Origin of the sequence: Pseudomonas sp. MF5691, assembly GCF_016405645.1 — a bacterium.
Lineage (GTDB): Bacteria > Pseudomonadota > Gammaproteobacteria > Pseudomonadales > Pseudomonadaceae > Aquipseudomonas > Aquipseudomonas shahriarae.
This window is the reverse complement of the sequence record NZ_JAEKDC010000004.1, coordinates 290,357-315,617: the sequence shown is the minus strand read 5'-3', so window position 1 is coordinate 315,617 and position 25,261 is coordinate 290,357. Positions and strand designations below refer to the sequence as shown.

23 protein-coding genes and 1 pseudogene are annotated in these 25,261 nt (G+C 61.7%); 16 read left to right on the top strand and 8 right to left on the bottom strand.

Going from position 1 to position 25,261, the window contains the following annotated elements; genetic code table 11:
• Positions 1–69 precede the first annotated feature (69 nt).
• Positions 70–1,974, top strand: coding sequence for a molecular chaperone HtpG (gene htpG, locus JFT44_RS08960; RefSeq protein ID WP_057438909.1), 1,905 nt, complete (start codon positions 70–72; stop codon positions 1,972–1,974).
• A 67-nt stretch (positions 1,975–2,041) separates the two neighbouring features.
• On the top strand, positions 2,042–2,770 hold the full coding sequence (locus JFT44_RS08955; protein ID WP_057958988.1) for a dienelactone hydrolase family protein: 729 nt from the start codon (positions 2,042–2,044) through the stop codon (positions 2,768–2,770).
• A gap of 89 nt (positions 2,771–2,859) precedes the next feature.
• Here the strand turns inward: JFT44_RS08955 and JFT44_RS08950 are convergent, their stop codons facing one another.
• Entirely contained in the window at positions 2,860–3,726 is an 867-nt protein-coding gene (locus JFT44_RS08950; protein ID WP_198830567.1) for a pirin family protein, read from the bottom strand.
• 64 nt (positions 3,727–3,790) lie between these two features.
• Positions 3,791–4,207 (bottom strand): OsmC family protein, encoded by a 417-nt coding sequence (locus JFT44_RS08945; RefSeq protein WP_057958990.1) that lies wholly within the window; start codon positions 4,205–4,207, stop codon positions 3,791–3,793.
• A 139-nt stretch (positions 4,208–4,346) separates the two neighbouring features.
• Here JFT44_RS08945 and JFT44_RS08940 point away from each other — a divergent pair, with 139 nt between their 5' ends.
• The 4 genes and pseudogenes from JFT44_RS08940 (at position 4,347) to JFT44_RS29070 (ending at position 7,648) form a co-directional block, all read left to right on the top strand.
• The gene (locus JFT44_RS08940; RefSeq protein WP_057958991.1) at positions 4,347–5,351 is read left to right on the top strand and encodes an amidohydrolase family protein; all 1,005 of its coding nucleotides are present in this window, start codon (positions 4,347–4,349) and stop codon (positions 5,349–5,351) included.
• A gap of 67 nt (positions 5,352–5,418) precedes the next feature.
• Positions 5,419–5,883, top strand: coding sequence for a DUF3859 domain-containing protein (locus JFT44_RS08935; protein ID WP_057438872.1), 465 nt, complete (start codon positions 5,419–5,421; stop codon positions 5,881–5,883).
• A 139-nt stretch (positions 5,884–6,022) separates the two neighbouring features.
• Positions 6,023–6,793 (top strand): annotated as a pseudogene (locus JFT44_RS29075) (MCP four helix bundle domain-containing protein); the annotation flags it as partial.
• Entirely contained in the window at positions 6,785–7,648 is an 864-nt protein-coding gene (locus JFT44_RS29070; protein WP_374067573.1) for a methyl-accepting chemotaxis protein, read from the top strand. The pseudogene JFT44_RS29075 and the gene JFT44_RS29070, both read left to right, overlap by 9 nt.
• 169 nt (positions 7,649–7,817) lie before the next feature.
• On the opposite strand, the gene fabB is transcribed toward JFT44_RS29070, so the two are convergent.
• The 5 genes from fabB to JFT44_RS08905 form a co-directional block, all read right to left on the bottom strand.
• The gene (fabB, locus tag JFT44_RS08925; RefSeq protein ID WP_057438874.1) at positions 7,818–9,038 is read right to left on the bottom strand and encodes a beta-ketoacyl-ACP synthase I; all 1,221 of its coding nucleotides are present in this window, start codon (positions 9,036–9,038) and stop codon (positions 7,818–7,820) included.
• Between the two features lie 11 nt (positions 9,039–9,049).
• Positions 9,050–9,565, bottom strand: coding sequence for a 3-hydroxyacyl-[acyl-carrier-protein] dehydratase FabA (fabA, locus tag JFT44_RS08920; RefSeq protein ID WP_057958993.1), 516 nt, complete (start codon positions 9,563–9,565; stop codon positions 9,050–9,052).
• 248 nt (positions 9,566–9,813) lie between these two features.
• Positions 9,814–11,715: an ATP-binding protein gene (locus JFT44_RS08915; RefSeq protein ID WP_198830566.1), complete on the bottom strand. Its 1,902-nt coding sequence runs from the start codon at positions 11,713–11,715 to the stop codon at positions 9,814–9,816.
• Positions 11,712–12,623 (bottom strand): ABC transporter substrate-binding protein, encoded by a 912-nt coding sequence (locus JFT44_RS08910; RefSeq protein WP_057958995.1) that lies wholly within the window; start codon positions 12,621–12,623, stop codon positions 11,712–11,714. The genes JFT44_RS08915 and JFT44_RS08910 overlap by 4 nt, the downstream gene beginning before the upstream one ends.
• Before the next feature lie 22 nt (positions 12,624–12,645).
• Positions 12,646–14,766, bottom strand: a complete 2,121-nt coding sequence (locus tag JFT44_RS08905) for a TonB-dependent siderophore receptor (protein ID WP_198830565.1) — start codon at positions 14,764–14,766, stop codon at positions 12,646–12,648.
• A gap of 195 nt (positions 14,767–14,961) precedes the next feature.
• Here JFT44_RS08905 and JFT44_RS08900 point away from each other — a divergent pair, with 195 nt between their 5' ends.
• From JFT44_RS08900 to pyrF, 10 genes are all read left to right on the top strand, one after another.
• The gene (locus tag JFT44_RS08900) at positions 14,962–15,987 is read left to right on the top strand and encodes an NAD(P)H-dependent glycerol-3-phosphate dehydrogenase (protein WP_057958997.1); all 1,026 of its coding nucleotides are present in this window, start codon (positions 14,962–14,964) and stop codon (positions 15,985–15,987) included.
• Positions 15,988–15,997: 10 nt separating this feature from the next.
• The gene (locus JFT44_RS08895; protein ID WP_057438879.1) at positions 15,998–16,345 is read left to right on the top strand and encodes a DUF4389 domain-containing protein; all 348 of its coding nucleotides are present in this window, start codon (positions 15,998–16,000) and stop codon (positions 16,343–16,345) included.
• On the top strand, positions 16,342–16,791 hold the full coding sequence (gene sixA / locus JFT44_RS08890; protein ID WP_057958998.1) for a phosphohistidine phosphatase SixA: 450 nt from the start codon (positions 16,342–16,344) through the stop codon (positions 16,789–16,791). The genes JFT44_RS08895 and sixA overlap by 4 nt, the downstream gene beginning before the upstream one ends.
• Before the next feature lie 240 nt (positions 16,792–17,031).
• Positions 17,032–18,699: an AMP-binding protein gene (locus JFT44_RS08885; RefSeq protein ID WP_120732280.1), complete on the top strand. Its 1,668-nt coding sequence runs from the start codon at positions 17,032–17,034 to the stop codon at positions 18,697–18,699.
• Positions 18,700–18,730: 31 nt separating this feature from the next.
• Positions 18,731–19,174: a hotdog fold thioesterase gene (locus JFT44_RS08880; RefSeq protein ID WP_198830564.1), complete on the top strand. Its 444-nt coding sequence runs from the start codon at positions 18,731–18,733 to the stop codon at positions 19,172–19,174.
• A 97-nt stretch (positions 19,175–19,271) separates the two neighbouring features.
• The gene (locus JFT44_RS08875; RefSeq protein WP_057438882.1) at positions 19,272–20,075 is read left to right on the top strand and encodes an alpha/beta fold hydrolase; all 804 of its coding nucleotides are present in this window, start codon (positions 19,272–19,274) and stop codon (positions 20,073–20,075) included.
• Positions 20,072–20,926 carry an alpha/beta hydrolase gene (locus JFT44_RS08870; RefSeq protein WP_057438910.1) on the top strand — a complete coding sequence of 285 codons (855 nt, stop codon included), beginning with the start codon at positions 20,072–20,074 and terminating at the stop codon, positions 20,924–20,926. Before JFT44_RS08875 ends, JFT44_RS08870 begins: the two co-directional genes overlap by 4 nt.
• 102 nt (positions 20,927–21,028) lie before the next feature.
• Positions 21,029–21,847 carry a DUF4892 domain-containing protein gene (locus JFT44_RS08865; protein WP_198830563.1) on the top strand — a complete coding sequence of 273 codons (819 nt, stop codon included), beginning with the start codon at positions 21,029–21,031 and terminating at the stop codon, positions 21,845–21,847.
• 72 nt (positions 21,848–21,919) lie between these two features.
• Positions 21,920–22,981 carry an AI-2E family transporter gene (locus JFT44_RS08860; RefSeq protein ID WP_057959002.1) on the top strand — a complete coding sequence of 354 codons (1,062 nt, stop codon included), beginning with the start codon at positions 21,920–21,922 and terminating at the stop codon, positions 22,979–22,981.
• 240 nt (positions 22,982–23,221) lie between these two features.
• Positions 23,222–23,920: an orotidine-5'-phosphate decarboxylase gene (gene pyrF, locus JFT44_RS08855; protein WP_057438885.1), complete on the top strand. Its 699-nt coding sequence runs from the start codon at positions 23,222–23,224 to the stop codon at positions 23,918–23,920.
• Positions 23,921–24,077: 157 nt separating this feature from the next.
• On the opposite strand, the gene JFT44_RS08850 is transcribed toward pyrF, so the two are convergent.
• Positions 24,078–25,085 (bottom strand): NADP-dependent oxidoreductase, encoded by a 1,008-nt coding sequence (locus tag JFT44_RS08850; protein WP_120732282.1) that lies wholly within the window; start codon positions 25,083–25,085, stop codon positions 24,078–24,080.
• Between the last annotated feature and the right edge of the window lie 176 nt (positions 25,086–25,261).

The following is a 25,261-nucleotide window of genomic DNA, read 5'->3' as shown; positions in this document are numbered from 1 at the left end:
ACTTTGATGACAACCCGCCGCTAACCCTTTCGGGTGCGGCCACTGCCATCCAATTGGAGTTTGATGACCATGAGTGTGGAAACTCAAAAGGAAACCCTGGGCTTCCAGACCGAGGTGAAGCAGCTGCTGCACCTCATGATCCATTCGCTGTATTCCAACAAGGAAATTTTCCTTCGCGAATTGATCTCGAACGCCTCTGACGCTGTCGACAAATTACGTTTCGAAGCCCTGTCCAAGCCTGAGTTGCTGGAAGGTGGCGCGGAACTGAAAATCCGTGTGAGCTTCGACAAGGACGCCAAGACCGTCACCCTCGAAGACAACGGCATCGGCATGAGCCGTGAAGATGCGATTACCCATTTGGGCACTATCGCCAAATCCGGCACCGCCGATTTCATGAAGAACCTGTCGGGCGACCAGAAGAAAGATTCGCACCTGATCGGCCAGTTCGGCGTGGGCTTCTACTCGGCCTTTATCGTCGCCGACAAAGTTGAAGTGTTCAGCCGCCGCGCCGGCCTCGACGCCAGCGAAGGCGTGCACTGGGCCTCCAAGGGCGAGGGCGAATTCGAAATCGCCACCGTCGACAAGGCCGACCGTGGTACCCGCATCGTGCTGCACCTCAAGTCCGGTGAAGACGAATTCGCCGATGGCTGGCGCCTGCGCAATATCATCAAGAAGTACTCCGACCATATCGCGCTGCCGATCGAACTGCCGAAAGAACAAGCGGCGGCCGAAGGCGAGGAGGCTCCAGCCCAGGAATGGGAAGTGGTCAACCGCGCCAGCGCCCTGTGGACCCGTCCGCGTACCGAGGTCAAGGACGAGGAATACCAGGAGTTCTACAAGCACATCGCCCACGACTACGAGAACCCACTGAGCTGGAGCCACAACAAGGTCGAAGGCAAGCTGGAATACAGCTCGCTGCTCTACGTCCCGGCCCGTGCTCCGTTCGACCTGTACCAGCGTGAAGCGCCCAAAGGCCTGAAGCTCTACGTGCAGCGCGTGTTCGTGATGGATCAGGCGGAATCCTTCCTGCCGCTGTACCTGCGCTTTATCAAGGGCGTGGTCGACTCCAACGACCTGTCGCTGAACGTGTCGCGGGAAATCCTGCAGAAAGACCCGATCATCGATTCCATGAAGTCGGCGCTGACCAAGCGTGTACTCGACATGCTGGAAAAACTGGCGAAGAACGAGCCTGAGCAGTACAAGGGCTTCTGGAAAAACTTCGGCCAGGTCATGAAAGAAGGCCCGGCTGAAGATTTCGCCAACAAGGAAAAAATCGCCGGCCTGCTGCGTTTTGCCTCGACTCAAGGCGAAGACGGCGAGCAGGTGGTGTCTCTGGCCGAGTACCTGGCTCGCGCCAAGGAAGGTCAGGACAAGATTTATTACCTGACCGGCGAAACCTACGCCCAGGTCAAGAACAGCCCGCACCTGGAAGTCTTCCGCAAGAAAGGCATCGAAGTGCTGCTGCTCACCGACCGTATCGACGAGTGGCTGATGAGCTACCTCAGCGACTTCGACGGCAAGAGCTTTGTCGACGTGGCCCGTGGTGACCTGGACCTGGGTAACCTGGATTCGGAAGAGGACAAAAAAGCCGCTGAAGAAGTGGCCAAGTCCAAAGAAGGCCTGGTTGAACGCATCAAGACCGCCCTGGGCGATGCTGTCAGCGAAGTGCGGGTTTCCCACCGTCTGACCGACTCCCCGGCGATCCTGGCCATTGGCGAGCAGGACCTGGGCATGCAAATGCGCCAGATCCTTGAAGCCAGCGGGCAGAAGGTGCCGGATTCCAAGCCGATCTTCGAATTCAACCCGGCTCACCCGCTGATCGAGAAACTCGACGGCGAGCAGAGTGAAGAGCGCTTTGGCGACCTGTCGCACATCCTCTTCGACCAGGCGGCCCTGGCCGCAGGGGACAGCTTGAAAGACCCGGCCGCCTACGTGCGCCGACTGAACAAGCTGTTGGTTGAACTGTCGGTTTAACAACGCTGCAAGAAAACCCCGCTTCGGCGGGGTTTTTCGTTTTCATGGATATCAACCGGAGAAAATGATGAGCCAAGTCACCGTGCGTTCCGTGGTCTATCAGATTGATGGCCAGTCTTATGAAAGCCGCCTAGCCTTCGATGCCAGCCACCAGGGCCCGCTGCCGGGCCTGTTGATGGCGCCGAACTGGATGGGGGTCAGCGCAGGCGCCGAAGAGATCGCCAAGGCCGTGGCCGGCAAGGGCTATGTGGTGTTGATCGCCGATCTATACGGGCAACAGGTGCGCCCGTCGAACGGTGATGAAGCCGGCGCGGCAATGATGCCGTTGAAGAATGACCGTGGGCTGCTCAACAAGCGCATGCAGGCGGCCCTTGAACAACTGCAAGGCCAGGCCGAAGCGGCTGTCGATACCTCGAAGCTGGCGACCTTTGGCTTCTGCTTTGGCGGTTGCTGCTCTCTGGAGCTGGCGCGTACCGGCGCGCCGCTGAAGGCGGCGGTGTCGTTCCATGGCACCCTCGACACGCCCAACCCGGCAGACGCGAAGAACATCAAGGGTTCGGTGCTGGTGCTGCATGGCGCTTCTGACCCGTTGGTGCCCAAAGAGCAGTTGCCTGCCTTTGAAGACGAGATGAACGCGGCCGGGGTGGATTGGCAATTGCTGAGCTACGGTGGCGCGGTGCATTCGTTCACTGACCCGCAGGCGAATGTGCCGGGCAAGATGATGTACGACGCCAAGACCGCTGGGCGAGCGTTCCAGGCGATGCATAATTTGTTGGATGAAGTGTTCAAGGGCTGAATATTTAGCGCCTGAGTTGGCCCCATCGCGGGCAAGCCCGCACATGTTGGAGGGCATTCCAAGTGTGAGGGCGGGCTTGCCCGCGATAGCTATCTCAGAGGCAGCTCAATTCTCCCTGCCTCGCCCGGCACTGTCGGCCAATCCCCGGCCGCCCAGCGCTGGCGAGCCTGTTCGATCAATGCCGGGTCACTGGCGACAAAATTCCAGTTGATCCGCCGTGGCCCATCCAGAGGTGCACCGCCGAAGACCACCAGATGGCAGTCGGTCTCGGCAAACAGCGCCATGCTCTGGCCCGCCGGCAGCACCACCAGGCTATGGGGTTCCACGGGTTCGCCCTCGAGCTGCGCATCACCTTCCAGCACATACACCGCCCGCTCCACATGCTCATCCGGAATCAGCAGGGTGGTGGCGGTTTGCATATGGACCTCGGCATACAGCGTCGGTGACAGCACTGGCACCGGTGATTCCAGGCAAAAGCCACTGCCGGCGATCATGCGGATCACCACCCCGAGGTTGTCACTGACCGGCAAGCTGGCGGCAGGGTGATGGCTGTAATGCCCCGGCCCTTGCTCGTGTGCCTTGGGCGAGGCCAGCCACACCTGCAGGCCATGTAGATCGAACCCCTTGACCTTGAGCGCGTCGGGCGTGCGTTCGACGTGGGCAATGGCGCTGCCGGCGGTCATCCAGCTGACGTCACCGGCCAGTACCACTTGATCGGAGCCGAGGCTGTCCTTGTGCAGGAGTTCGCCTTCAAACAGGTAGGTGAGGGTGGACAAGCCAATATGCGGATGCTGGCGGATATTCATGCCGTTGCCAGGGGCATAGCGGGTCTGGAGCATATGGTCGAAAAACACGAAGGGCCCGACGCTACGGCATTCCCGCGAGGGCAGCGGGCGCAGGATGGGCTGGCCTTCGACATCTTCGGCGCGCGGGCGGATCACAGTCACGGTGGTCATGGAGCATCCCTGTCTGAGCGGGTTTGTAGGGCTTGAGCATAACCCGCCAGGCAGGGAATCGGTGTTACTGGCTGAACGCACCTTCGGCGAGTTTGGTCTCGATGCTGATCTCGGCGGTGGTCATCAGTTTATGCACCGGGCATTTGTCGGCCACGCGATGCAGCTCAGTGCGTTGCTCATCGGTGAGCACACCCTTGAGGGTCAGCTTGACGTTGAGCTTGTACTTGCCCTTTTGCTCCTCGGTGCTGTCGTGGGTGACTTCCGCGGTCACGCCGGTCAGGGGGATGTCCTTTTTCTGCGCATACAGCTTGACGGTCAGGGCCTTGCATGAGGCCAGCGCGGCGTCGAAGTAATCGTGGGGCGAGGGCGCCGAGTCATCGCCACCCAGGCTCTTGGGCAGGTCGGTAAACAGCTCATGGTTATTGATGTTGACGCTATGGCGAAAGTTCTCGGTGTTCAGCGTATTAACGATAACAGGCATGGTAAACCTCACAGGGTGGCAGGATGAAGATCATGCAGTTATAGAGCATGCTGGCACCTGAGTGTTCCGTGTTTTTATCGGCTGAACCCCGGCAGGCCGCCGCTGGTCTACCTGACTAATCCCTTATTGAGGTTGTATCGTGCCCTGGACCCGCCTGAGTCTTGCCCTGTTGCTCGCCGCCAGCAGCCTTACCGTACACGCCCGCGACTATGCCTACAGCGACGCGCACCTGCATTACGTCGACTTCTTCCAGGAGACTGCCGGCATGGACAAGCTGCTCAAGGCCATGGCCGATAATCGCATCGAGCATGTGATGATTTCCGGCGTCCCGGTTGCGAAGAAGTGGCACGAAGACGAACCCAAGCGCCCACGCTATTACGCCGGAGATGACGCGGGTGCCTACTGGTATAGCGCCACCGATGTAATCGTCGCGGCAGCCGTCAGCGAGCTGGCCCCCGAACAGCGCCAGCATTTCCACCCGTTCCTCAGCGGCTTCAACCCCAACGACAAGAACTCCGAGGCCCATATCCAGCGCATGCTCGACCTGTATCCGGGCCTGTGGCAGGGCATTGGCGAAGTCTTCACCCGCCATGATGACCTGACTGCGCTGACCTCCGGTGACACACCTCGGGCCAATAACGAGGCCATGACGCGGATCTATCACCTGGCCGCCGAAAATGACCTGCCGGTGCTGGTGCACTCCAACATCACCTCCAAGCGGGAGCGCAACCCCTTGTACCTGGCGGAGATCGAAGAGCCATTGCGTAATCATCCGCATACCCGGTTTATCTGGGCCCATGCCGGCACCAGCATGGAGATCCACCGGCACCAGACGCAGTTGGACTTCCTGTTGCCGACCTTGAGCCGCATGCTGGAGGCCTATCCCAACCTGTACATCGACCTGTCCTGGAGTGTGCTCACCCCGTATTTACTGGACGAGGCGGGAAAGCCCCGTCCGCAATGGCTGGCGCTGGTAGAGCGCTTCCCGGAGCGCTTTATGCTGGGGTCTGATGTAGTAGGGCGGTTCAACAAGTTGGGTAAGGAGATGCGCAGCTTTAATCCCTTCCTCGATGCCTTGCCTGAAGACGTTGCGCGAAAAGTCGCACGGGACAATTTCCTGGCGATTTTGCCCAAGGCGCGTTGATCGGGTTTGTCATCGTCCCGTCATACCGGTGTCATAAGCTCCCGCCATCTCACTCAAGGAGCCCACTATGCACCTCACCCGTTTAAGCGCCCTGGCGGCATTGATGATGATCAGCGGCCTGGCCAGTGCCGAAGTCCGTATCGAAGGCCCGGTGGAATTCGGCGTATTCGAAGGCCCGAAAGCCGAGCTGCAATCGGGCGAGCGCGTGTTGCGCCGTAGCAACGAGCAGATCCAGGCCACCACCGTAGTGCCGGCCAAGCTGGGGACCAAGTTTGGCCTGCGTTACCAGTTGCTCGGCAAGGTGGCCGAAGACACGCCGCTGACTTTGCTCTACTTCACTCCAGGCATCCGCACGGCCGATGGCCAGCGGCATGACAAGTTCGAAGTGACCCAGAAACTGGTGCCCGGTGCGCCTCAGGACGTGATGGCCTACGAGTTCACCGAAAGCCACGAAGTGGTGCCGGGCGAGTGGCGGTTCATGGTGTTCCAGGGTGATCGCCTGCTGACCCAGAAGAGCTTTACCGTGCGCTGAATCGCTACACTAATAGACTCAGTAGATAAAGGCGTTTTGATATCGCGTTTTCGTCTTACGCAAAAAGCCGAAGACGCCGATACCTTTCAAGAGCAACTCGCTGCAGGTGGATGCAGCGCTCTTGAAAGGAATCAGCGCAATGAGTATCAGAAGTCTCAATATCGCTCCGCGTGCAGGCCTGGGTTTTGGATTGGTGGCGTTGATGGTATTTGTGCTGGGCGGGTTCGCCTTGCTGCAAATGGCCAATATGCGCGAGCAGTCCGACCAGGTGGAAACCAACTGGCTGCCCAGTGTGATGGCGGCCGGTGAAATGAGTCAGGATCTGCTGCGCATACGCGCTTTGACCCTGCGCCTGCTGGTCAATCGCGACCCTCAGGCGGTGGCGCAGAATGAGCAAAAAATCCTCGAAATCAAAAAGCAGTTGCACACCGCGCAGTTGCTGTATGAAGCGTTGATTGTGCTGCCCGAAGACCAGGTACTGTTCGACCGCTTCAAGGTTGAGCAGCAACAGTACCTGCAACGCCAGGAGCAGGTCATGGCGTTGTCCCGGCAGAACCAGTTGGAAGATGCGATCGAGGTGGTCAATGGCGAGATGAATCATCTGGCCGATACCATGGCCGGTACCCTGGGCGAATTGGTCACTCTCAACAAGGTCAGCGCCAATCAGGCGGCGGCACTGGCCCAGCAAGTGTTCAGTCAATCCCGGATAGGGGTGATCGGCATGATTGCCCTGACTGCGCTGATTACCATCGGCCTGGCCGTGTTGTTGACCCGCAGCATCGTGTCGCCACTGGCGCAGTCGCTGAGGGTCGCCCAAGGGGTGGCCAGCGGCGACTTGACCGGCGAGATCACCGTCAGCGGCAAGGACGAGCCAGCGCGCCTGCAGCAGGCGCTCAAGGGCATGCAGGAAAACCTGCGCGAGACCATCCAGCGTATTTCCCAGTCCTCCAGCCAACTGGCTTCCGCTTCCGAGGAGCTCAGTTCGGTCACCGAAGACGCCACCCGTGGCCTGCACCAGCAAAGCCAGGAAATCGAACAGGCCGCCACGGCGGTCAACCAGATGACGGCGGCGGTGGAGGAGGTGGCCAGTAATGCGGTAGCTACCTCACAGGCCTCGCGCGAATCCGATCGCATTGCCCAGCACGGGCGCGAACAGGTACACCAGACGGTGCTGTCGATTGAGTCCCTGGCCGACGACGTGACCGCCAATGCCACCCAGGTCGAGGACTTGGCGCAGAAGGTGTACGGCATCAGCAAGGTATTGGATGTGATCCGCTCCATTGCCGAGCAGACCAATCTGCTGGCGTTGAATGCGGCGATCGAGGCGGCGCGGGCCGGCGAGGCCGGGCGTGGTTTTGCGGTGGTCGCCGATGAAGTGCGGGCCTTGGCCCATCGCACCCAGCAATCGACCCAGGAAATCGAGCAGATGATCGGCGGGATTCAGCAGGGCACCGATCAGGCGGTCAGTTCCATGCAACAAAGTAATGGCCGGGCGCGTGCGACCCTGGAGATTGCCAAGTCAGCGGGCACGGCGTTGGAGGAGATTGCCTCGGCGTTTACCCTGATCAACGAGCGCAACCTGGTGATTGCCAGCGCCTCGGAGCAGCAGGCAGCGGTGGCGCGGGAGGTGGATCGCAACCTGATGAATATCCGCGACCTGTCGATGCAGACGTCGGCAGGGGCGAATCAAACCAGTTCGGCGAGCCAGGAGTTATCGCGCTTGGCGGTGGATCTGAACACCATGGTGGCGAGGTTTTCGGTGTAGGGCTGAAGACCGCCATCGCAGGCAAGCCCACACTCGACCGAGTTGGAATGCGATCAATGTGGGAGCTGGCCTGCCTGCGATGAAGCCGACGCGGTCTAAAGTTAACCCCACCCCATAAAAAACGCCCCGAACCAGTCGGGGCGTTTTCATAAGCACAACCTGCGGGGTATTACTTACCCTGCCAGCGCTTGAGCACCAGGGTGGCATTGGTGCCACCGAAGCCGAAGCTGTTGCTCATGACCGTGTTGATGGTGGCATCTTCACGGGTCTTGGTCAGGATCGGCATATCGGCAACGGCTGGGTCCAGCTCGTCGATGTTGGCGGAGCCGGCCATGAAGTTGCCTTCCATCATCAGCAGGCAGTAGATCGCTTCGTGAACGCCTGCGGCGCCCAGGGAGTGACCCGACAGGCTCTTGGTGGAGCTGATGGCCGGAGCCTTGTCGCCGAATACCGCACGCACGCCTTCCATTTCCTTGGCATCGCCCACCGGAGTGGAGGTGCCATGGGTGTTCAGGTAGTCGATTGGGGTATCAACGGTGGCCATGGCCATCTGCATGCAGCGGATGGCACCTTCGCCGCTTGGCGCGACCATGTCGTAGCCGTCGGAAGTCGCGCCGTAGCCGACGATTTCCGCGTAGATTTTCGCGCCACGGGCCAGAGCGTGTTCCAGCTCCTCGACCACCACCATGCCGCCACCGCCGGCGATGACGAAACCGTCACGCTTGGCGTCGTAGGCACGGGAGGCTTTTTCCGGGGTTTCGTTGTACTGGGTGGACAATGCGCCCATGGCGTCGAACAGGAACGATTGGCTCCAGTGCTCTTCTTCACCGCCACCAGCGAACACGATGTCCTGCTTGCCCAACTGGATCTGCTCGACCGCAGTGCCAATGCAGTGAGCACTGGTGGCGCAGGCGGAGGAGATCGAGTAGTTCACGCCCTTGATCTGGAAGGGCGTGGCCAGGCACGCGGAAACGGTGCTGCCCATGGTCCGCGTGACGCGGTACGGGCCAACGCGCTTGACGCCTTTCTCGCGCAGGATGTCCAGCGCTTCCATCTGGTTCAAGGTCGACGCGCCGCCGGAGCCGGCGATCAGGCCGGTGCGGACGTTGGACACCTGGTCGTCGCTCAGGCCGGAGTCGGCAATCGCGTCTTTCATGGCCAGGTAGGCATAAGCTGCGGCATGGCCAACGAAGCGATAGATCTTGCGATCAATCAGTTCTTCGAGGGGAAGGTCGATGGAGCCGGAAACCTGGCTACGCAGACCCATTTCGGCATATTCCGGGTTGAAGCGGATGCCAGGGCGACTTGCACGCAGGTTAGCGGAGACGGTCTCTTTGTCATTGCCCAGGCACGAAACGATGCCCAGACCAGTGATAACGACGCGGCGCATGCGGATAACCCTTAAAAGTTGTCAGTGGAAGTGAACACGCCGACGCGAAGGCCTTCGGCGGTATAGATCTCGCGACCGTCGACGCTCACCGAACCATCGGCGATGGCCAGGTTCAGCTTGCCCTTGAGGACGCGCTTGATTTGAATGTTATAGGTGACTTTCTTGGCGGTCGGCAGGACCTGGCCAAAGAACTTCACTTCGCCCGAACCCAGGGCACGACCGCGACCTGGCAGGCCTTGCCAGCCGAGGAAAAAGCCGACCAGCTGCCACATGGCATCAAGGCCCAGGCAGCCCGGCATCACCGGATCGCCTTCGAAATGGCAGGCGAAGAACCACAGGTCCGGGGTGATATCCAGCTCGGCGACCAATTCACCTTTGCCGTACTTGCCACCCTCTTCGCTGATAAGGGTGATGCGATCCACCATCAGCATGTTGGGGGCGGGCAGTTGCGCGTTACCTGGGCCGAACAGCTCACCGCGACTGCAGCGCAGCAGGTCTTCCCGGGTAAAGGCGTTTTGTTTGGTCATGCGAGCTCCTCAATAATCCCATGCGGCAGGGCCGGGTAAATCTTCCCGACCGACTGAAGCGTGCTTGCCTCACGTCGGCAGCCTACAGGTAGACTATTGCGTTGTAGTGAAAGTCACAGCATCAAGGACATGAATGTACACTTGTGCACTGAAATTTTAAACCGGACTCATTTATAGGCCCGCTCGGGTGCCTAAGACTGCCGCACTTTCGTCTTTCACGCCAGTCGCAGTTGGCTGATGCTGCCCATCTAATGCACCCAGCGCTGTAGGATTTGCTGCAAATCCGTGCGTTTGAACGGCTTGGCCAGGTAATCGTTCATTCCGGCGGCCAGGCAGGCTTCGCGATCGCCCTGTAGCGCATTGGCCGTCAGGGCAATGATCGGCAGGTCGGCGCAGCCGGGCAATTGGCGGATCTGGCGGGTGGCGTCATAGCCGTCGATCACCGGCAGCCGGCAATCCATCAGGATCGCGGTGAAGATCAGGCTCTCGGCACTGCGGATCGCTTCGGCGCCGTCGGTGGCGACGCTCACCTCAAACCCCAGGCTACGCAGCATGGCTTGGACCACGGTGCGGTTGACCGGGTTGTCCTCCACCAGCAACACATGGCGGCCTTCACCGGCGCCGGCTTTGTGCTGCGCGTCCGGAGCAATCTGCGGCAGGCTCTGCTGGCAGATCGCCAGGGGGATTTCCAGGGTAAACACCGATCCCAGGCCTTCGTCGCTCTGGGCGCGCAAGGTGCCACCCATGCGCTCGGCCAGGGTCCGGGCAATCGGCAGGCCCAGGCCGGTGCCGCCGTAACGCCTGGAGATAGAGCTGTCCGCCTGTTGAAAGGCGTCGAACATCAGTTCCAGTCGCTCGGCCGAAATACCAATCCCGGTGTCGCGCACGGTGCAGGTGAACCACAGCAGTTCGTGGTCCAGGGTCTGCCAGTTCGGCTCGACGCTGACCGTGCCTTGCTCGGTGAATTTCAGCGCATTACCGATCAGGTTCACCAGGATCTGCCGGATCCGCGTCGGGTCGCCCTGCACGCGCAGCGCTTCCATGCCCGGCGGGATCGGCAACTCCAGGACCAGCCCGCGCTGTATGGCGCTGTGCTGGAAGGCCTGGGCGCAGCTGTTGATCAGCTCCACCAGGTTGAACGGAATATGCTCAAGCTCCAGGGCCGAGCGTTCGATACGCGAGAAGTCGAGGATGTCGTTGATGACTTTGAGCAAGTGTTCGGTGGACTCCGAGGCCAGCGCGGCGTACTCGGTCTGCTCGTCGGTCATGGCGGTGGTTTCGAGCAGTTGCAGCATGCCCAGTACGCCATTCATCGGCGTGCGCAGTTCATGGCTCATCATCGCCAGGAAGTCGGATTTGGCGCTGTTGGCGCGCTCGGCTTCCTCCCGCGTCTGAATCAACTGCGCCATGGCCTGCTGCTGTTCGCGACTGGCATGGTGCAGGCCTTCGGCAAGGTTGTTGATATGCCGTGACAGGTCGCCCAGCTCGGAGTCGTCGACAATCGGCAGCGGGGTCTTGTAATCACCCTGCTGGATTGCCTTGACCGCATGGCCCATGGCGCTGATCGGTTGCGACAGGCTGGCGGCCAGGCGTCGCGCCAGGAGGAAGGTGAACAGTAGGGCGAATAGCGCGAGGATCCCAGCCTTGAAAAGGATTTCCTGTTGGCGCTGGCTGAAGGCGTCATTGGACATGCCGACAATCACCCGCCCCAGATAGTCGGCCTGTGGCGCCTTGGGCTGCGCGGTGCTGTCCTGGAAAAAATCGTTGCCCAACTGGATATGCTGCAGGCGAATCGGCGCCTGGAAAACTTTCACCGACAGCGAACGGTCGTGCTTTTCCGACGGCTGCTCGACATACACCAGGATGTTTTCCGCGCTGTCCTGGATTTCCAGGAAACGCACATGGGGCGTGGCCAGCGTCGCCCGCAGCAGGCTGTCGAGCACGTCATTGTTGCCGGAGATCACCCCGTACTCGGTGGCCGGGGCCAACTGGTTGGCGATCAGTTGGCCGGTGTGGTCCAGTTCCTGGCGCAAGTCCTGGATCCGTACGAAGGTAAAGAAGCTGATCAGTAGCAGCGTCAGTAACAGGGCCGGGCCCAGGGTGATGATCTGGGTGCGGGTGTTGATATCCCAGCGGCGAACCAAGGTCATGGGTGTTTTTCCCCTTCGGCCAATCGGGTTGCGACGGTGGTCTCGTCCACCACTTCGATCCCCAGCGAGCGCGCCACTTGCGGGTTGCCCACGACTTTAAAGTGTTCCGGGTACAGCGAGCGCGGCCAGCCGGCCGGCGCGTGATCAAGCAGGCGGTCAAGCACATTCAGCCAGTCGGCCTGATCGCTGTAGGTACTGGCCAGACTGCCCGCCCGCACGAAGCCGGCATTGGGGCCGATCAGTGGCAGTTGCCTGGCGTAGCTGCTCAACAGCAGGTTTTTCACGGTTTTCGGGTTGTACAGTTGGGGATCATCCAGCCCTAACAACACATCGCTGTTTTTAAACAGGCTGAGCAGCGGGCGGCTGTCATTAATGTTGTCCCAGTGCTGGGCGACGATTTCCAGGTCCAGGGCTGCGGCATGCTGGCGCAGTTCCGGCAGCAGGAATTCGCTGTCGCTACCGTACAGCACGCCAATGCGCCGGGCCTGGGGCAGGATATTGGCGATCAGGCGCAGCTGCCGGTCCAGGGGCGGATCGCTCCACAGCAGGCTGATCTTGCCGGGCACATGGCTGCCCAGGCGCTCGCGGGCTTGCAGGCGACTGATGCGCAGCACCAGGGTGGCCGGGCCCTGGGGGTCCTGCAGGCGCCAGTCGAGGCTCGGCAGGTCCAGCAGGATCAGGCGGGTGCTGGTCGGTAATTGGCCGGGGGCGGGCATGTCTTGCAGGGCCTTGAAGGTGACGCTATCGGCGGGGCGCTGTTCGCGCAGGGCCTGAGTGAATGCCTGCACGCCGGGTCCATCCTCGGCGGCGGTCAGCAGGATTTCGGCGCTCCACGCGGGCACGGCCAATGCCAGGCTGACGAGCAGCAGGCAGCGGCGCCAGAACTTGGCGCGGAAGAGGGCGGTCATCCTTGACTGGGCAGGGTTCATGTCAGAACTCTAGCTCCGCGCTGAAGTAGAGGACATGGCGCTGGTCGTAGTTATTGTCGACATGGGTAGTGGGCTGGCGGTCAAGGCGTTGTTGCAGCATGCCGGCCAGCTCCAAGTTGGCCTTGCCCAGGGCGATGCGTTTGGCGACCCGCATATCGACCCGTTCAAAGCGATATTGGTTGAGTGCATCGTTGCCATAATAGAACAACGCGCTGGACCAGCCTTGCCCCCACTCGCGCATCCAGCCGGCCGAGCCGCTGTTGCGCGCGGTCTGTTGCCGGTCCAGCGCGTTGCTGGCGTGGGCATCCACGTAAGCATAGGTCAGGCGCAGGCGGTCGGCGGCGCTCAGGTGCCAGTCCAGCTGGGTTTCGGTGCCGGTAAACCGCGAGCTGTTACTGTTACTGGCGATGTACTGGTTATTGCGCAGGGGCTCGCTGATCATGCCGGTGATTTCGTCATAGAACAGTTTGACGTCAAGGTTCAGCCCGATATCCGCAAAAAAGCCGTTATAGCCCAGTTCCCGGGAGCGCATCAGTTCCCTGTCGAGGTCGCCCGGGCCCCGGGTCTTGACGAAATACTGGCCGGCGTTCTGCCCGTAGGTGGGGGAGCTGAGGTTCGTGACCTTATAGCTCCAATTGACGTTGTTCTCGAACATGTCCGGCGAACGGATGGCTTCGGAGTACACCGCCCGCAGCCCGTGGCGCGGGTTGATCAGATAGTTGATCGCGACCCTGGGCATCAGCGAGCTATCGCTCAGTTGGGTGTTTTCATACATCGCCCCGCCCTGCAACAGCCAGTGTTCGCTGGCGCGCCATTCGAGGTGGCCGAACAGGCGCCAGGTGGTGTCGTCCAGCCGGCCATTGAAGTAGGTGTCGGAGTCGGCGCGGTCGTAGCGGTAATTCATGCCGCTGACCAGACGCAGGCTGTCGGACAGGCTCAGGGTGTCCTGCACTTCCAGGTCGTAGCGGCTTTCCTTGGTGCTTTGGTCGATATTGCCGCAGACACTTTCCTTGCCGCCTTCATTCCATTGTTTCAGGACTTCTTCGGCCAATGCCTGCTCGGCAGGGGAGCCGGGTGGTGGGCTGCCGTTTTCAAAATCCTTTATGTGCCGCGCCAACTTTTCAGCGTAGTTGGGGTTCATTTGCCACAGTTGCGTCAACTGCGGGCTGAACGAGACCTTGGCATCACAGGCCTTCCAGATCTGCCGGCGATCCCATTGCTGCGCCGAACCCTGGATATACAGGCTGTGGTCGGGATTGAAATCGAAGTTCCAGCGCAGGGAGGCGGCGTAGTCCTTGGCGCTGACGTCGGAATCGGTACCGCCATCGGTAATCCCGGCAAATACCGGCTTGTAGGTGTATGGCCGCTGGTTGGTCCCTTCCTTGGCGTTGATCTGCCAGTCGATGCTTTGCTGCTGGTCGAGGGTCTGGCTGACCTTCAGGCTGAAGCGGCTCAGGCGCCGGCTGTCGCGGTAGTCGGCACCCACGCGGTCGCTGTCAAAGCCGTCATCCTGCTGCCCGGACAGCGACAGCCGCAGGTTGCCGGTGTCCCAGCCCAGGCCCTGGCTGGCATACCAATCGTTGATCCCGCGCTCGCCCCGGATCATTTTCATCCGGGTGCCCTGGCTGTTGGCCGGCGAGCGGGTGAGGATATTGACCACCGCCATCAGCGCATTGGCGCCGTAGCTGACGGTATTGGGCCCACGGAACACCTCGATCCGCTCGATATCCTCCATGGCCACCGGAATATCGCTCCAGTCCACCGTGGCCAGGCCGGCGCGGTACACCGAGCGGCCGTCGATCAGCACCTGCATGCGCCGCGCTTCGCTGGCGTTGGTGCCGTGATAGTTGACGGCAGCCTGGTTGCCCGAGGTGTAGCCCACCATCATCCCCGGCACCAGGCGCAGCAACTCGGCGATATCCCGCGCGCCGCTGGCCTTGATCAGTTCGCTGTCGATCACCGTCATGCTGCCAGGTACGGCGGCGGCCGACTGCTTGAGTCGGGTCGCCGTCAGGACCTGGGGCAGTGGCTGGTTGTCGAGGAACAGATCGTCGGCCAGCAACGGCGTGCTGACCAACAGCGCCAGAAACAGAGATGAACGAGGAGGAGGGCCCAAATACACGGCACGGCCTTGATAATTGCGGATAGCCGCCCATGTTAACTGAGGCGGGCGCTTTTGCCAGTCGGCACCATCGCAATTACTGTGGTCTATTCGGCCATTTTCCGACAAATGCGGAAAACACAGAAGGGCTGGTCGCCGTCTGGCCGGCCCGTATAATGCCGCCATCGCCACTGCTTATGGATTAACGGATTGCATATGACTGAACAGCGCCCAATTGCGGTCCTGGGAGGCGGAAGTTTTGGTACCGCCGTGGCTAATCTGCTGGCCGAAAACGGCCATCAGGTGCGCCAGTGGATGCGCGATCCCGAACAGGCCGAGGCCATCCGGGTCAACCGCGAAAACCCCCGTTATCTCAAGGGCATCAAGATTCACGCTGCGGTCACGCCGGTCACGGACCTGCAGGCCACCCTGGATGACTGCGACCTGTGCTTCGTTGCGCTGCCCTCCAGTGCCCTGCGCTCGGTGCTGGCGCCCCATGCCGAGCGGCTGGCGGGCAAGATGCTGGTCAGCTTGACCAAAGGTATCGAGGCCCAGACCTTCAAGCTGATGAGCGAAATCCTCGAAGAAATCGCGCCCCAGGCGCGCATTGGTGTGCTCTCCGGGCCGAACCTGGCGCGGGAAGTGGCCGAACATGCCTTGACCGCGACGGTGGTCGCCAGTGAAGACGAAGCCCTGTGCGAACAGGTGCAGGCCGTGCTGCATGGCCGTACCTTCCGTGTCTATGCCAGTGCTGACCGCTTTGGCGTAGAACTGGGCGGCGCGCTGAAAAACGTCTACGCCATCATCGCCGGCATGGCGGTGGCCCTGGGCATGGGGGAAAACACCAAGAGCATGCTGATTACCCGCGCCCTGGCGGAAATGACCCGCTTTGCGGTCAACCAGGGCGCCAACCCCATGACCTTCCTTGGCCTGGCCGGGGTGGGCGACTTGATCGTCACCTGTTCGTCACCGAAAAGCCGCAACTATCAGGTCGGTTTCGCCCTGGGCCAGGGCCTGAGCCTGGAAGATGCCGTCACCCGCCTGGGTGAAGTGGCCGAAGGGGTCAATACTCTCAAAGTACTGAAGGCCAAGGCCCAGGAAACCGGGGTCTATATGCCGTTGGTCGCCGGCCTGCACGCGATCCTGTTCGAAGGGCGCACCTTGAACCAGGTCATCGAGTTGCTGATGCGTGCCGAGCCCAAGACTGATGTCGACTTTATTTCCACCAGTGGTTTCAACTGAGGAACCCGCGATGAACGATCCGAAAGCAGCACCCAAGTATGAATCCATTGCCCTGCGCATCCTGTGGATGCTGGTGTTTGCCCTGGTCTGGCAAGTAGCGCAGTTCATCCTCGGGGCGTTGGTGGTGGTGCAATTGATCTACCGCCTGATCTACGGCGCACCGAACCTGGGCCTGATGAACTTTGGCGACAGCCTCAGCCAGTTCCTCGCGCAGATTGGCCGTTTTGGCAGCTTCCACAGCGAGCAGAAACCCTGGCCCTTTGCCGATTGGCCAACCCCGCGTGCCCCGGAAGGCGAAGCCGCCCACAGCGTGCCGCCAGCCCCGCACCCGGTGCGCGATGAGGAGCCCAAGCTATGAAGCTGTGGGTGTTGCGTCACGGTGAAGCCGAGTCCCATGCACCCAGCGATGCCCAGCGCAACCTGACCGAGCGTGGCCGCGAAGAAGTGCTGCACAGCGCCGCGCACCTGATCGGCCAGCCCATCAGCGCGATCATCGCCAGCCCTTATGTGCGGGCGCAACAGACTGCCCAGTTGGTGCGCGAGGCGTTGGGGTTTGTGCCAGAAATCCGCACGGTGTCGTGGCTGACGCCGGACGGCAACCCCCTGCAAGTCCTGGAAAAACTCGACACCGATGACAATGTGCTGCTGGTCAGCCATCAGCCTTTGGTGGGCAACCTGATCAGCTTTTTGCAGCACGGGCACCAGCGCCAGCCGCAACCGATGCACACCGCCAGCCTGGCGGAGCTGGAAGGGGACTTCCCGCTGGCGGGGCTGATGAGCCTCAACAACGTGAAAAACCCCTGATTTTTAAGGCACAACACAATCAACTGTGGGAGCGGGCTTGCTCGCGAATGCGGTGCATCAGTCAATGAATGTATTGGCTGACACTCCGCATTCGCGAGTAAGCCCACCCCCACACAAGCCCTTTCCCACAGTTTGATTGCATTCTGCCTGCAAGCGACTTGCAGTGCTCCTGTGTGCATGGAATAGTCCACCAAGCAAGTGCTTGGTTGGCTACCATCGGAACACACAGGAGCGCGTCCCATGTCTGTCGCTTTTCGTTTGCCGCTGCAGGTCTTCTTTGAACGTGAGGCGCGCCATCCGCGCCAGCGCTTCCTGGTCCAGCCCACGGGTGGCGGCGAGGTGCAGACCCTCACCTGGGGCGAGGTCGGCCACCAGGCCCGTTGCGCCGCCCATTGGCTGCGGGCACGGGAGTTGCCCCAGGGCTCGCACATTGCCCTGATCTCGAAAAACTGCGCGCACTGGATTATCGCCGACCTGGCGATCTGGATGGCCGGGCATGTCTCGGTGCCGCTGTACCCCAACCTCACCGCCGACTCCGTGGCCCACGTGCTGGAGCACTCCGAGGCGGCGTTGGTGTTTATCGGCAAGCTCGACGACTGGCCGGCCATGGCCCCAGGCATCAAGGCCGGGCTTGCGACCATCAGCCTGCCGCTGTGCCCCGAGGGCCCGTTCGACTTCACTTGGGCCGACCTGCAGGCCTGCTCACCGATCCAGGATGACCCGGCGCCGGCTGCCACGGACCTGGCCACCATCATCTACACCTCCGGCACTACCGGCCTGCCCAAAGGCGTGATGCACACCTTCGGCGCCCTGGCGTTTGCGGCAACCCGAGGCACCGAGCTGTTCGGCCTGGGGGAGGGCGACCGGCTGCTGTCCTACCTGCCGCTGTGCCATGTGGCCGAGCGCATGTTTGTCGAGATGGCTGCGATCTACACCGGGCAAACGGTGTTTTTTGCCGAAAGCCTCGACACCTTCCTCACCGACCTGCAACGCGCCCGGCCCACGGCCTTGTTCGGCGTGCCGCGCATCTGGACCAAGTTCCAGATGGGGGTGTACGGCAAAATCCCGGAAAAACGCCTGGAGCTGCTATTGCGTCTGCCATTTATCGGCAAGCGCGTCGGGCGCAAGGTGCTCGCCGGGCTTGGCCTGGACGCGGTGCGGGTGGCCCTGTCCGGCGCGGCGCCGGTGCCCGAGGCGTTGCTGCGCTGGTACCTGCGCCTGGGCCTGGATGTGCTGGAGGTGTATGGCATGACCGAAAGCTGTGGTTATTCCCATGTCTGTCGCCCCGGCCAGCAGAAGATTGGCTGGATCGGCCTGCCGTGCCCGGACGTGGAGGTGCGCATTGACCCGGCCGGTGAAGTCCTGGTGCGCAGCGGCGCGACCATGCTCGGTTACTTCAAGGACCCGCAGAAGACTGCCGAGACCCTCACCGAAGACGGCTTCCTGCGTACCGGCGACAAGGGCGAGCAGGATGCCGAAGGCCGCCTGCGCCTGACCGGGCGGCTCAAGGAGATCTTCAAGACCAGCAAGGGCAAGTACGTCGCCCCGGCCCCCATCGAAAACCGCCTGGCGGAGCACGGGCGCATTGAGCAGGTGTGTGTGGTGGGTGATGGCCTGAGCGCGCCGATGGGTTTGTGCGTGCTGTCTGCAGTGGGCCAGCAGGAGGCCGCCGGCGAGGCCCGGCAATCTTTGCATGGCAGCCTGGAGCGCCTGCTGGAAGAGGTCAACCAGGTGCTGGATAAACATGAGCGCTTGCGTCAACTGGTGGTGGTGAAAGACAGTTGGGCCGTGGAAAACGGCTTTCTGACACCGACCCTGAAGATCAAGCGCAACGTGATCGAGTCAACCTACGGCCCACAGTTCCAGGCCTGGAGCGCACGTTCCGAGGCAGTGCTGTGGCAGGATTGAGCACCCAAATAAAATCAACAAGGACACTGCAATGAGCCTGTGGCGCACCCTCCCCAATATCGAACAACTCAATGCCATCCAGAAAAACACCATTGGTGAAGTGCTGGATATCCGTTTCGAGACCTTCGACGACCAGTCCCTGACCGCCAGCATGGTGATCGACCACCGCACCCATCAACCCTATGGCCTGCTGCACGGTGGGGCCTCGGTGGTGTTGGCCGAAATGGTTGGCTCCATGGCCAGCTACCTGTGTATCGACGCCAGCAAGTTCTATTGCGTGGGCCTGGAAATCAACGCCAACCACCTGCGCGGCCTGCGTTCCGGGCGGGTGACGGCGGTGGCCCGGGCGATCCACATCGGGCGCACCACCCATGTCTGGGACATCCGCCTGACCAGTGACGAGGGCAAGGCCAGTTGTGTGTCGCGTCTGACCATGGCCGTGGTGCCCCTGGGCGAGAACCCGCCGGCGCGATAGGTGTGGCGTGAGTGTCATCATTCCTGGCAGTTACAGTCATTGCTGTAGCGGCCAGGCGTGAGGACAATCGAATTCTGTTTTGGATGATGGGTTGGTTATGTCGCAACATGTGTTTTTCACTCATGCCAATGGCTTTCCTTCGGCGACCTACGGCAAATTGTTCGATGCCCTGGCCCCGGAGTACGCGGTGGCGCACCTGTCGCAGCACGGCCACGACCCGCGGTTTCCGGTGGATGACAATTGGCAGAACCTGGTGGACGAACTGATCCACCACCTGGAGCAGCAACCGGAGCCGGTGTGGGGCGTCGGCCACTCATTGGGCGGGGTGCTGCATTTGCACGCGGCCCTGCGTTGCCCGCAGTTGTATCGCGGGGTGGTGATGCTCGACTCGCCGGTGCTGACCCTGGCCGACCGCTGGGTGATCCGCGCGGCCAAGCGTTTTGGCCTGATCGACCGCCTGACCCCGGCTGGCCGCACCCTGGGCCGGCGCGAAGAGTTCAGCGACCTGGACGCCGCGCGTCAGTATTTTTCCGGCAAGACACTGTTTCGCGGGTTTGACCCGGACTGCCTGGAGGCCTACCTGCAACATGGTCTGCACCAGGTAGGCGATCGCCTGCGCCTGCGGTTCGACCCGGCCACGGAAATCAGCATTTATCGGGGCGTGCCACACACCAGCCCCGGCCAGACCCGCCAATTGAAAGTGCCACTGGCCGTAGTACGCGGCCGGCAGAGCCGGGTGGTGATGCGCCATCACGCCAGCGGCGTCGCACGCCTGCCCATGGGCGAGATGCTGACCATGCCCGGCGGCCACATGTTTCCCCTGGAGCGGCCGCAGGACACGGCGACCCTGATCAAGAACCTGTTTACCCGTTGGGAAGCCCGCGAGCGCAGTTGCGCATGACCACGCCTGTCGAAGAAGTGCGCCTGAGCCTGCCGCACATTGAGCTGGCGGCCCATCTGTTCGGCCCGGAAGACGGCCTGCCGGTGATCGCCCTGCATGGCTGGCTGGACAACGCCAACAGCTTTGCGCGCCTGGCGCCCAAGCTGCAGGGTTTGCGCATTGTCGCCCTGGACATGGCCGGCCACGGCCACTCGGCCCACCGCCCGGCTGGGGCAGGGTACGCCTTGTGGGATTACGTGTTTGATGTGCTGCAAGTGGCCGAACAGCTGGGCTGGAAACGTTTTGCATTACTTGGCCACTCCCTGGGGGCAGTCGTTTCCACGGTGCTGGCCGGGGCCATGCCGGAGCGCGTGACACACTTGGCATTGATCGACGGCGTGATCCCGCCGACCGCCACCGGCGAGGACCCCGCCGAGCGCCTGGGCATGGCCCTGCAGGCGCAAATCAACCTGCAGGACAAACGCAAACCGGTGTACGGCACCCTCGACCGGGCGGTGGAAGCGCGAATGAAAGGCGTGGTGGCCGTCAGCCGTGAAGCCGCGGAACTCCTGGCCCAGCGCGGCTTGATGCCGGTGCCGGGCGGCTACACCTGGCGCAGTGACAGCCGCCTGACCCTGGCCTCGCCAATACGCCTGACGGAAGAACAGGCCATGGCCTTCGTGCGTCGAGTGGCGTGCCCTGCACAGTTGGTGGTCGCACAAGAAGGCATGCTGGCCAAACATCCCGAGCTGCTTGCGCAGGTGCCGTTCACTGTCACCACCCTTGCAGGTGGCCATCATTTGCACCTGAATGACGAGTCGGGAGCGGTTCTTGTTGCAGACTGTTTCAATCGGTTCTTCACCGCGCCTTGACTTGGCGGGGGCAACTGTCGAGGCTGGGCGGATTGAAAGGGAGTCAACCATGAACAATCCGAATACCGCGAAGGCATCCACCGGCCCAGGCGCACCGATCCGATGAGTAGTGCCAAGGGAATTATCCGTGTGCTTGGGCTGTGCTGCATCAGCCCGTTGGTCTTCGCTGCTGATCTACCGGGAAGCCAGGATCTGCCCAGCGTGGCCCGTCAGGTGGATGCGCAGATTGTCGACTACCGTCCCACCGAAGAAAAAGAACGCATCTACCCCATGGGCGCGATCCGCAAGATCAGTGGCAAGTTGCGCTACGACGGTCAGGCCACGGCCCGTGGCCAAGTAACCGCCATCACCTATGAACTGCCTGCCGAGCACAGTTCCAGCACGGCCTTCAAAGCCACGCGCGAGGCGTTGCAAGAACAGGGCGCGCAGTTGTTGTTCTGGTGCCAGGCCCGTGATTGTGGCGAAAGCAGCCTCTGGGCCAATGAAGTGTTGGGCAATGCCAAGCTGGTCGGCGCCGATGGCCAGCAGGAATTCCTCTTGCTGCGCCTGGCCGCCCCTCAGGACAACTCTCTGGTGGCGCTGTACGGCATCACCCGCGGCAATCGCCGGGCTTACCTGCATGTTGAGCAAATGGACGCCAGCGCGCCATTGGGGCAATTGCTGCCGACCTCTGCCACACTGCTGCGCGAACTGAAAAGCACCGGCGACCTGGATTTCCCTTTGCTGGGGGCTGAGCCCGACGCAATATGGTTGACCCTGATTTCCCGTGGATTGAACCTCGACACCACCTTGCGGGTCAGTTTGAGCGGACCCAACGCTGAAGCCTGGCGCCAGGGCCTGATCGACAAGGGCGTGCGTGCGGCGCGCCTGGAAACCGCTACTGGCGAGACCCAGGGCCTGCATCTGCAAGTGATCCGCTGATCGTTCCAGGGCGAACGGACCCGCGCCGTTCGCCTAAGCTCTCCCTCAACAGACTTCTTTTCGAGAAAGCACATGCTCAACAATGATCGCCTGCTGGTGCAGATCCTGCTCCTGGTGCTGTTTGGTGCCAGTTTCTGGGTGATGGCGCCGTTCTGGTCGGCGCTGTTCTGGGGCGCGGTGCTGGCGTTTGCCAGCTGGCCGCTGATGCGCCTGTTGACCCGCGCCCTGGGCGGCCGCGAGTCGCTGGCAGCGGGGATCCTGACCTTGGGCTGGATGTTGCTGGTGGCAGTGCCACTGGTGTGGCTGGGCTTCAACCTGGCCGACCATGTGCGCGATGCTGTGGCGCTGATCAAGGACCTCCAGGTCGACGGCCTGCCCGAAGCACCTAGCTGGCTGGGCTCGATCCCGTTTGTGGGAGAGCGGCTGGTGGCCATGTGGGACAGTATCGACCAGCAGGGCGCGGCTTTGATGGTCACGATCAAGCCCTACCTGGGGCAGGTCGGCAACTGGCTGCTGGCCCGCAGCGCGCAGATCGGCGGCGGCATCCTCGAACTGACCCTCAGCCTGGTGTTTGTATTCTTTTTCTACCGCGACGGGCCACGCCTGGCGATGTTCGTTCACCGGCTGCTGGAGCGTTTGATCGGTGATCGCGCCGGCTACTACATCGACCTGGTGGCCGGTACGGTGCAACGGGTGGTCAACGGCGTGATCGGCACCGCCGCCGCCCAGGCATTGCTGGCACTGATCGGCTTCCTGATTGCCGGCGTGCCCGGGGCACTGGTGCTGGGCATCGTCACCTTCCTGCTCAGCCTGATCCCCATGGGCCCGCCCCTGGTCTGGATCCCGGCCACGGCCTGGTTGGTATGGAAGGGCGATTACACCTACGCGGTGTTCCTCGGCGTCTGGGGCACATTCATCATCAGTGGCGTAGACAACGTGCTCAAGCCCTACCTGATCAGCCGCGGCGGTAACCTGCCACTGGTGATCGTGTTGCTGGGGGTATTTGGTGGCTTGATCGCGTTTGGCTTTATCGGCTTGTTTATCGGGCCGACCTTGTTGGCGGTGGCGTATAGCCTGTTGACGGATTGGAGCGCGACTCAGGCGCAGGTTCGTCGCGAGGACAAGGTGAGCTGATCCTTTGCAGGAGCCGGCAATGGCTAGGTCCCGGGTAGTCACGTTTTTGCCGTCACCTGCGGGCGAGGCTACTGTCGGGGCATGTTGCAGGCGTGTCGTGAATGTATCTACTTTGAAATATTAGTCGGTTCTCCCAGAAAAATAGGCGCTTGCCGAGGATTTACCGATCATCGGATCCCGCAAAGCCGCTGCTTGCGCTACAATCCGCGCCGATTTCGACTTGCCTGAGAGCCCATTCCAATGTCCGTCTGCCAGACTCCTATCATCGTCGCCCTGGATTACCCCACCCGTGACGCCGCACTGAAGCTGGCTGACCAGTTGGACCCCAAGCTCTGCCGGGTCAAGGTCGGCAAGGAGCTGTTCACCAGTTGTGCCGCAGAAATCGTCGGCACCCTGCGTGACAAGGGTTTTGAGGTGTTCCTCGACCTGAAATTCCACGATATCCCTAACACCACCGCGATGGCGGTCAAGGCCGCGGCCGAGATGGGCGTGTGGATGGTCAACGTCCACTGTTCCGGCGGCCTGCGCATGATGGCCGCGTGCCGTGAGGTGCTGGATCAGCGCAGCGGTCCCAAGCCGTTGCTGATCGGTGTGACCGTGCTGACCAGCATGGAGCGTGAGGACCTGGCCGGTATTGGCCTGGATATCGAGCCCCAGGAGCAAGTACTGCGTCTGGCGGCCCTGGCGCAGAAAGCCGGCCTCGATGGCCTGGTGTGTTCGGCGCTGGAGGCCCAGGCGTTGAAGACTGCCCATCCTACGCTGCAACTGGTGACCCCGGGGATTCGTCCGGCGGGCAGCGCCCAGGACGATCAGCGGCGGATTCTTACGCCGCGCCAGGCGCTGGATGCGGGTTCTGATTACTTGGTGATCGGTCGTCCGATCAGCCAGGCGGCCGATCCGGCCAAGGCCCTGGCGGCGGTGGTTGCCGAAATCGCCTGATGCCTTTGCGCTAAAAATCTGGGAGCTGGCTTGCCAGCGATGCAGGCACTTCGGTTTTTCAGTCAGTCCGAGGTGATGCTATCGCAGGCAAGCCAGCTCCCACAGTTGCTTACGGTGTGCCGCTTGGCACTCGATCCCACAAGGGCGCTGTGGGGTGTCAGTTGACCTTCAGCACCAACTTGCCAAAGTTCTCGCCGTTGAACAGCTTCATCAGCGTTTCAGGGAACGTCTCCAGTCCCGCGACAATATCTTCCTTGCTCTTGAGCTTGCCTTGCGCCATCCAACCGGCCATTTCCTGCCCGGCGGCGGCAAAGTTCGCCGCATGGTCCATCACCACAAACCCTTCCATGCGCGCCCGATTGACCAGCAGTGACAAGTAGTTGGCCGGCCCCTTCACGGCTTCCTTGTTGTTGTACTGGCTGATGGCCCCGCAGATCACCACCCGCGCCTTCAACGCGAGGCGGCTGAGCACGGCGTCGAGGATATCGCCGCCGACGTTATCGAAATACACGTCCACGCCTTTTGGGCATTCGCGCTTGAGGGCCGCCGGCACGTCTTCGTGTTTGTAGTCGATGGCCGCGTCGAACCCCAGTTCATCCAGCAAAAACTTGCACTTGTCGGCGCCGCCAGCAATCCCTACCACGCGGCAGCCTTTGATCTTGGCGATCTGCCCGGCAATGCTGCCCACCGCCCCGGCGGCGCCGGAAATCACTACGGTATCGCCGGCCTTGGGCGCGCCGGTGTCGAGCAGGGCAAAGTAGGCGGTCATGCCGGTCATGCCCAGCGCCGACAGATAGCGCGGCAGCGGCGCCAGTTTCGGATCGACCTTATAGAAACCGCGCGGCTCGCCGAGGAAGTAATCCTGTACACCCAGGGCGCCATTCACGTAGTCCCCGACCGCGAATTTCGGCGTGTTCGAGGCGATGACCTGGCCTACGCCCAAGGCGCGCATGACTTCGCCGATGGCAACCGGCGGGATGTAGGACTTGCCTTCATTCATCCAGCCACGCATGGCCGGGTCGAGGGACAGGTATTCGTTGCGCACCAGCACCTGGCCGTCCGCCAGGTTGCCCACCGGCACTTCCTGGTAGGTGAAGGTGTCCCGCGTGGCCGCACCGACCGGGCGTTTGGCAAGCAGGAATTGGCGGTTGGTCTGGGCAGTCATGGCAAGGACTCTGGATAAATGAACCTCAAGTGATAGACCTTCCAGGCGCCAGGAGCAAGGTCGGCCGATACCTGCGAATGCCCGGCGATAGGCTGGCTTGATAGTGGGCCCGGCAGGCTTATCACTGCCGTGCATGGGCGCTCAACCGGCCCTCTGATAGTGCTGACGCGTGGCGC

What these genes read in the sequence shown, in the direction of transcription:
- JFT44_RS08895 (WP_057438879.1), top strand. Translation starts at nt 15,998, where the DNA reads ATGAACGATCCGAAAGCAGCACCCAAGTATGAATCCATTGCCCTGCGC.
- JFT44_RS08850 (WP_120732282.1), bottom strand. Translation starts at nt 25,085, where the DNA reads ATGACTGCCCAGACCAACCGCCAATTCCTGCTTGCCAAACGCCCGGTC.
- JFT44_RS08950 (WP_198830567.1), bottom strand. Translation starts at nt 3,726, where the DNA reads ATGACCACCGTGACTGTGATCCGCCCGCGCGCCGAAGATGTCGAAGGC.
- fabA (WP_057958993.1), bottom strand. Translation starts at nt 9,565, where the DNA reads ATGACCAAACAAAACGCCTTTACCCGGGAAGACCTGCTGCGCTGCAGT.
- fabB (WP_057438874.1), bottom strand. Translation starts at nt 9,038, where the DNA reads ATGCGCCGCGTCGTTATCACTGGTCTGGGCATCGTTTCGTGCCTGGGC.
- htpG (WP_057438909.1), top strand. Translation starts at nt 70, where the DNA reads ATGAGTGTGGAAACTCAAAAGGAAACCCTGGGCTTCCAGACCGAGGTG.
- pyrF (WP_057438885.1), top strand. Translation starts at nt 23,222, where the DNA reads ATGTCCGTCTGCCAGACTCCTATCATCGTCGCCCTGGATTACCCCACC.
- JFT44_RS08935 (WP_057438872.1), top strand. Translation starts at nt 5,419, where the DNA reads ATGCACCTCACCCGTTTAAGCGCCCTGGCGGCATTGATGATGATCAGC.
- JFT44_RS08875 (WP_057438882.1), top strand. Translation starts at nt 19,272, where the DNA reads ATGTCGCAACATGTGTTTTTCACTCATGCCAATGGCTTTCCTTCGGCG.
- JFT44_RS08885 (WP_120732280.1), top strand. Translation starts at nt 17,032, where the DNA reads ATGTCTGTCGCTTTTCGTTTGCCGCTGCAGGTCTTCTTTGAACGTGAG.
- JFT44_RS08880 (WP_198830564.1), top strand. Translation starts at nt 18,731, where the DNA reads ATGAGCCTGTGGCGCACCCTCCCCAATATCGAACAACTCAATGCCATC.
- JFT44_RS08865 (WP_198830563.1), top strand. Translation starts at nt 21,029, where the DNA reads ATGAGTAGTGCCAAGGGAATTATCCGTGTGCTTGGGCTGTGCTGCATC.
- JFT44_RS08910 (WP_057958995.1), bottom strand. Translation starts at nt 12,623, where the DNA reads ATGACCGCCCTCTTCCGCGCCAAGTTCTGGCGCCGCTGCCTGCTGCTC.
- JFT44_RS29070 (WP_374067573.1), top strand. Translation starts at nt 6,785, where the DNA reads ATGCAGGAAAACCTGCGCGAGACCATCCAGCGTATTTCCCAGTCCTCC.
- JFT44_RS08915 (WP_198830566.1), bottom strand. Translation starts at nt 11,715, where the DNA reads ATGACCTTGGTTCGCCGCTGGGATATCAACACCCGCACCCAGATCATC.
- JFT44_RS08955 (WP_057958988.1), top strand. Translation starts at nt 2,042, where the DNA reads ATGAGCCAAGTCACCGTGCGTTCCGTGGTCTATCAGATTGATGGCCAG.
- JFT44_RS08860 (WP_057959002.1), top strand. Translation starts at nt 21,920, where the DNA reads ATGCTCAACAATGATCGCCTGCTGGTGCAGATCCTGCTCCTGGTGCTG.
- JFT44_RS08900 (WP_057958997.1), top strand. Translation starts at nt 14,962, where the DNA reads ATGACTGAACAGCGCCCAATTGCGGTCCTGGGAGGCGGAAGTTTTGGT.
- JFT44_RS08945 (WP_057958990.1), bottom strand. Translation starts at nt 4,207, where the DNA reads ATGCCTGTTATCGTTAATACGCTGAACACCGAGAACTTTCGCCATAGC.
- JFT44_RS08870 (WP_057438910.1), top strand. Translation starts at nt 20,072, where the DNA reads ATGACCACGCCTGTCGAAGAAGTGCGCCTGAGCCTGCCGCACATTGAG.
- sixA (WP_057958998.1), top strand. Translation starts at nt 16,342, where the DNA reads ATGAAGCTGTGGGTGTTGCGTCACGGTGAAGCCGAGTCCCATGCACCC.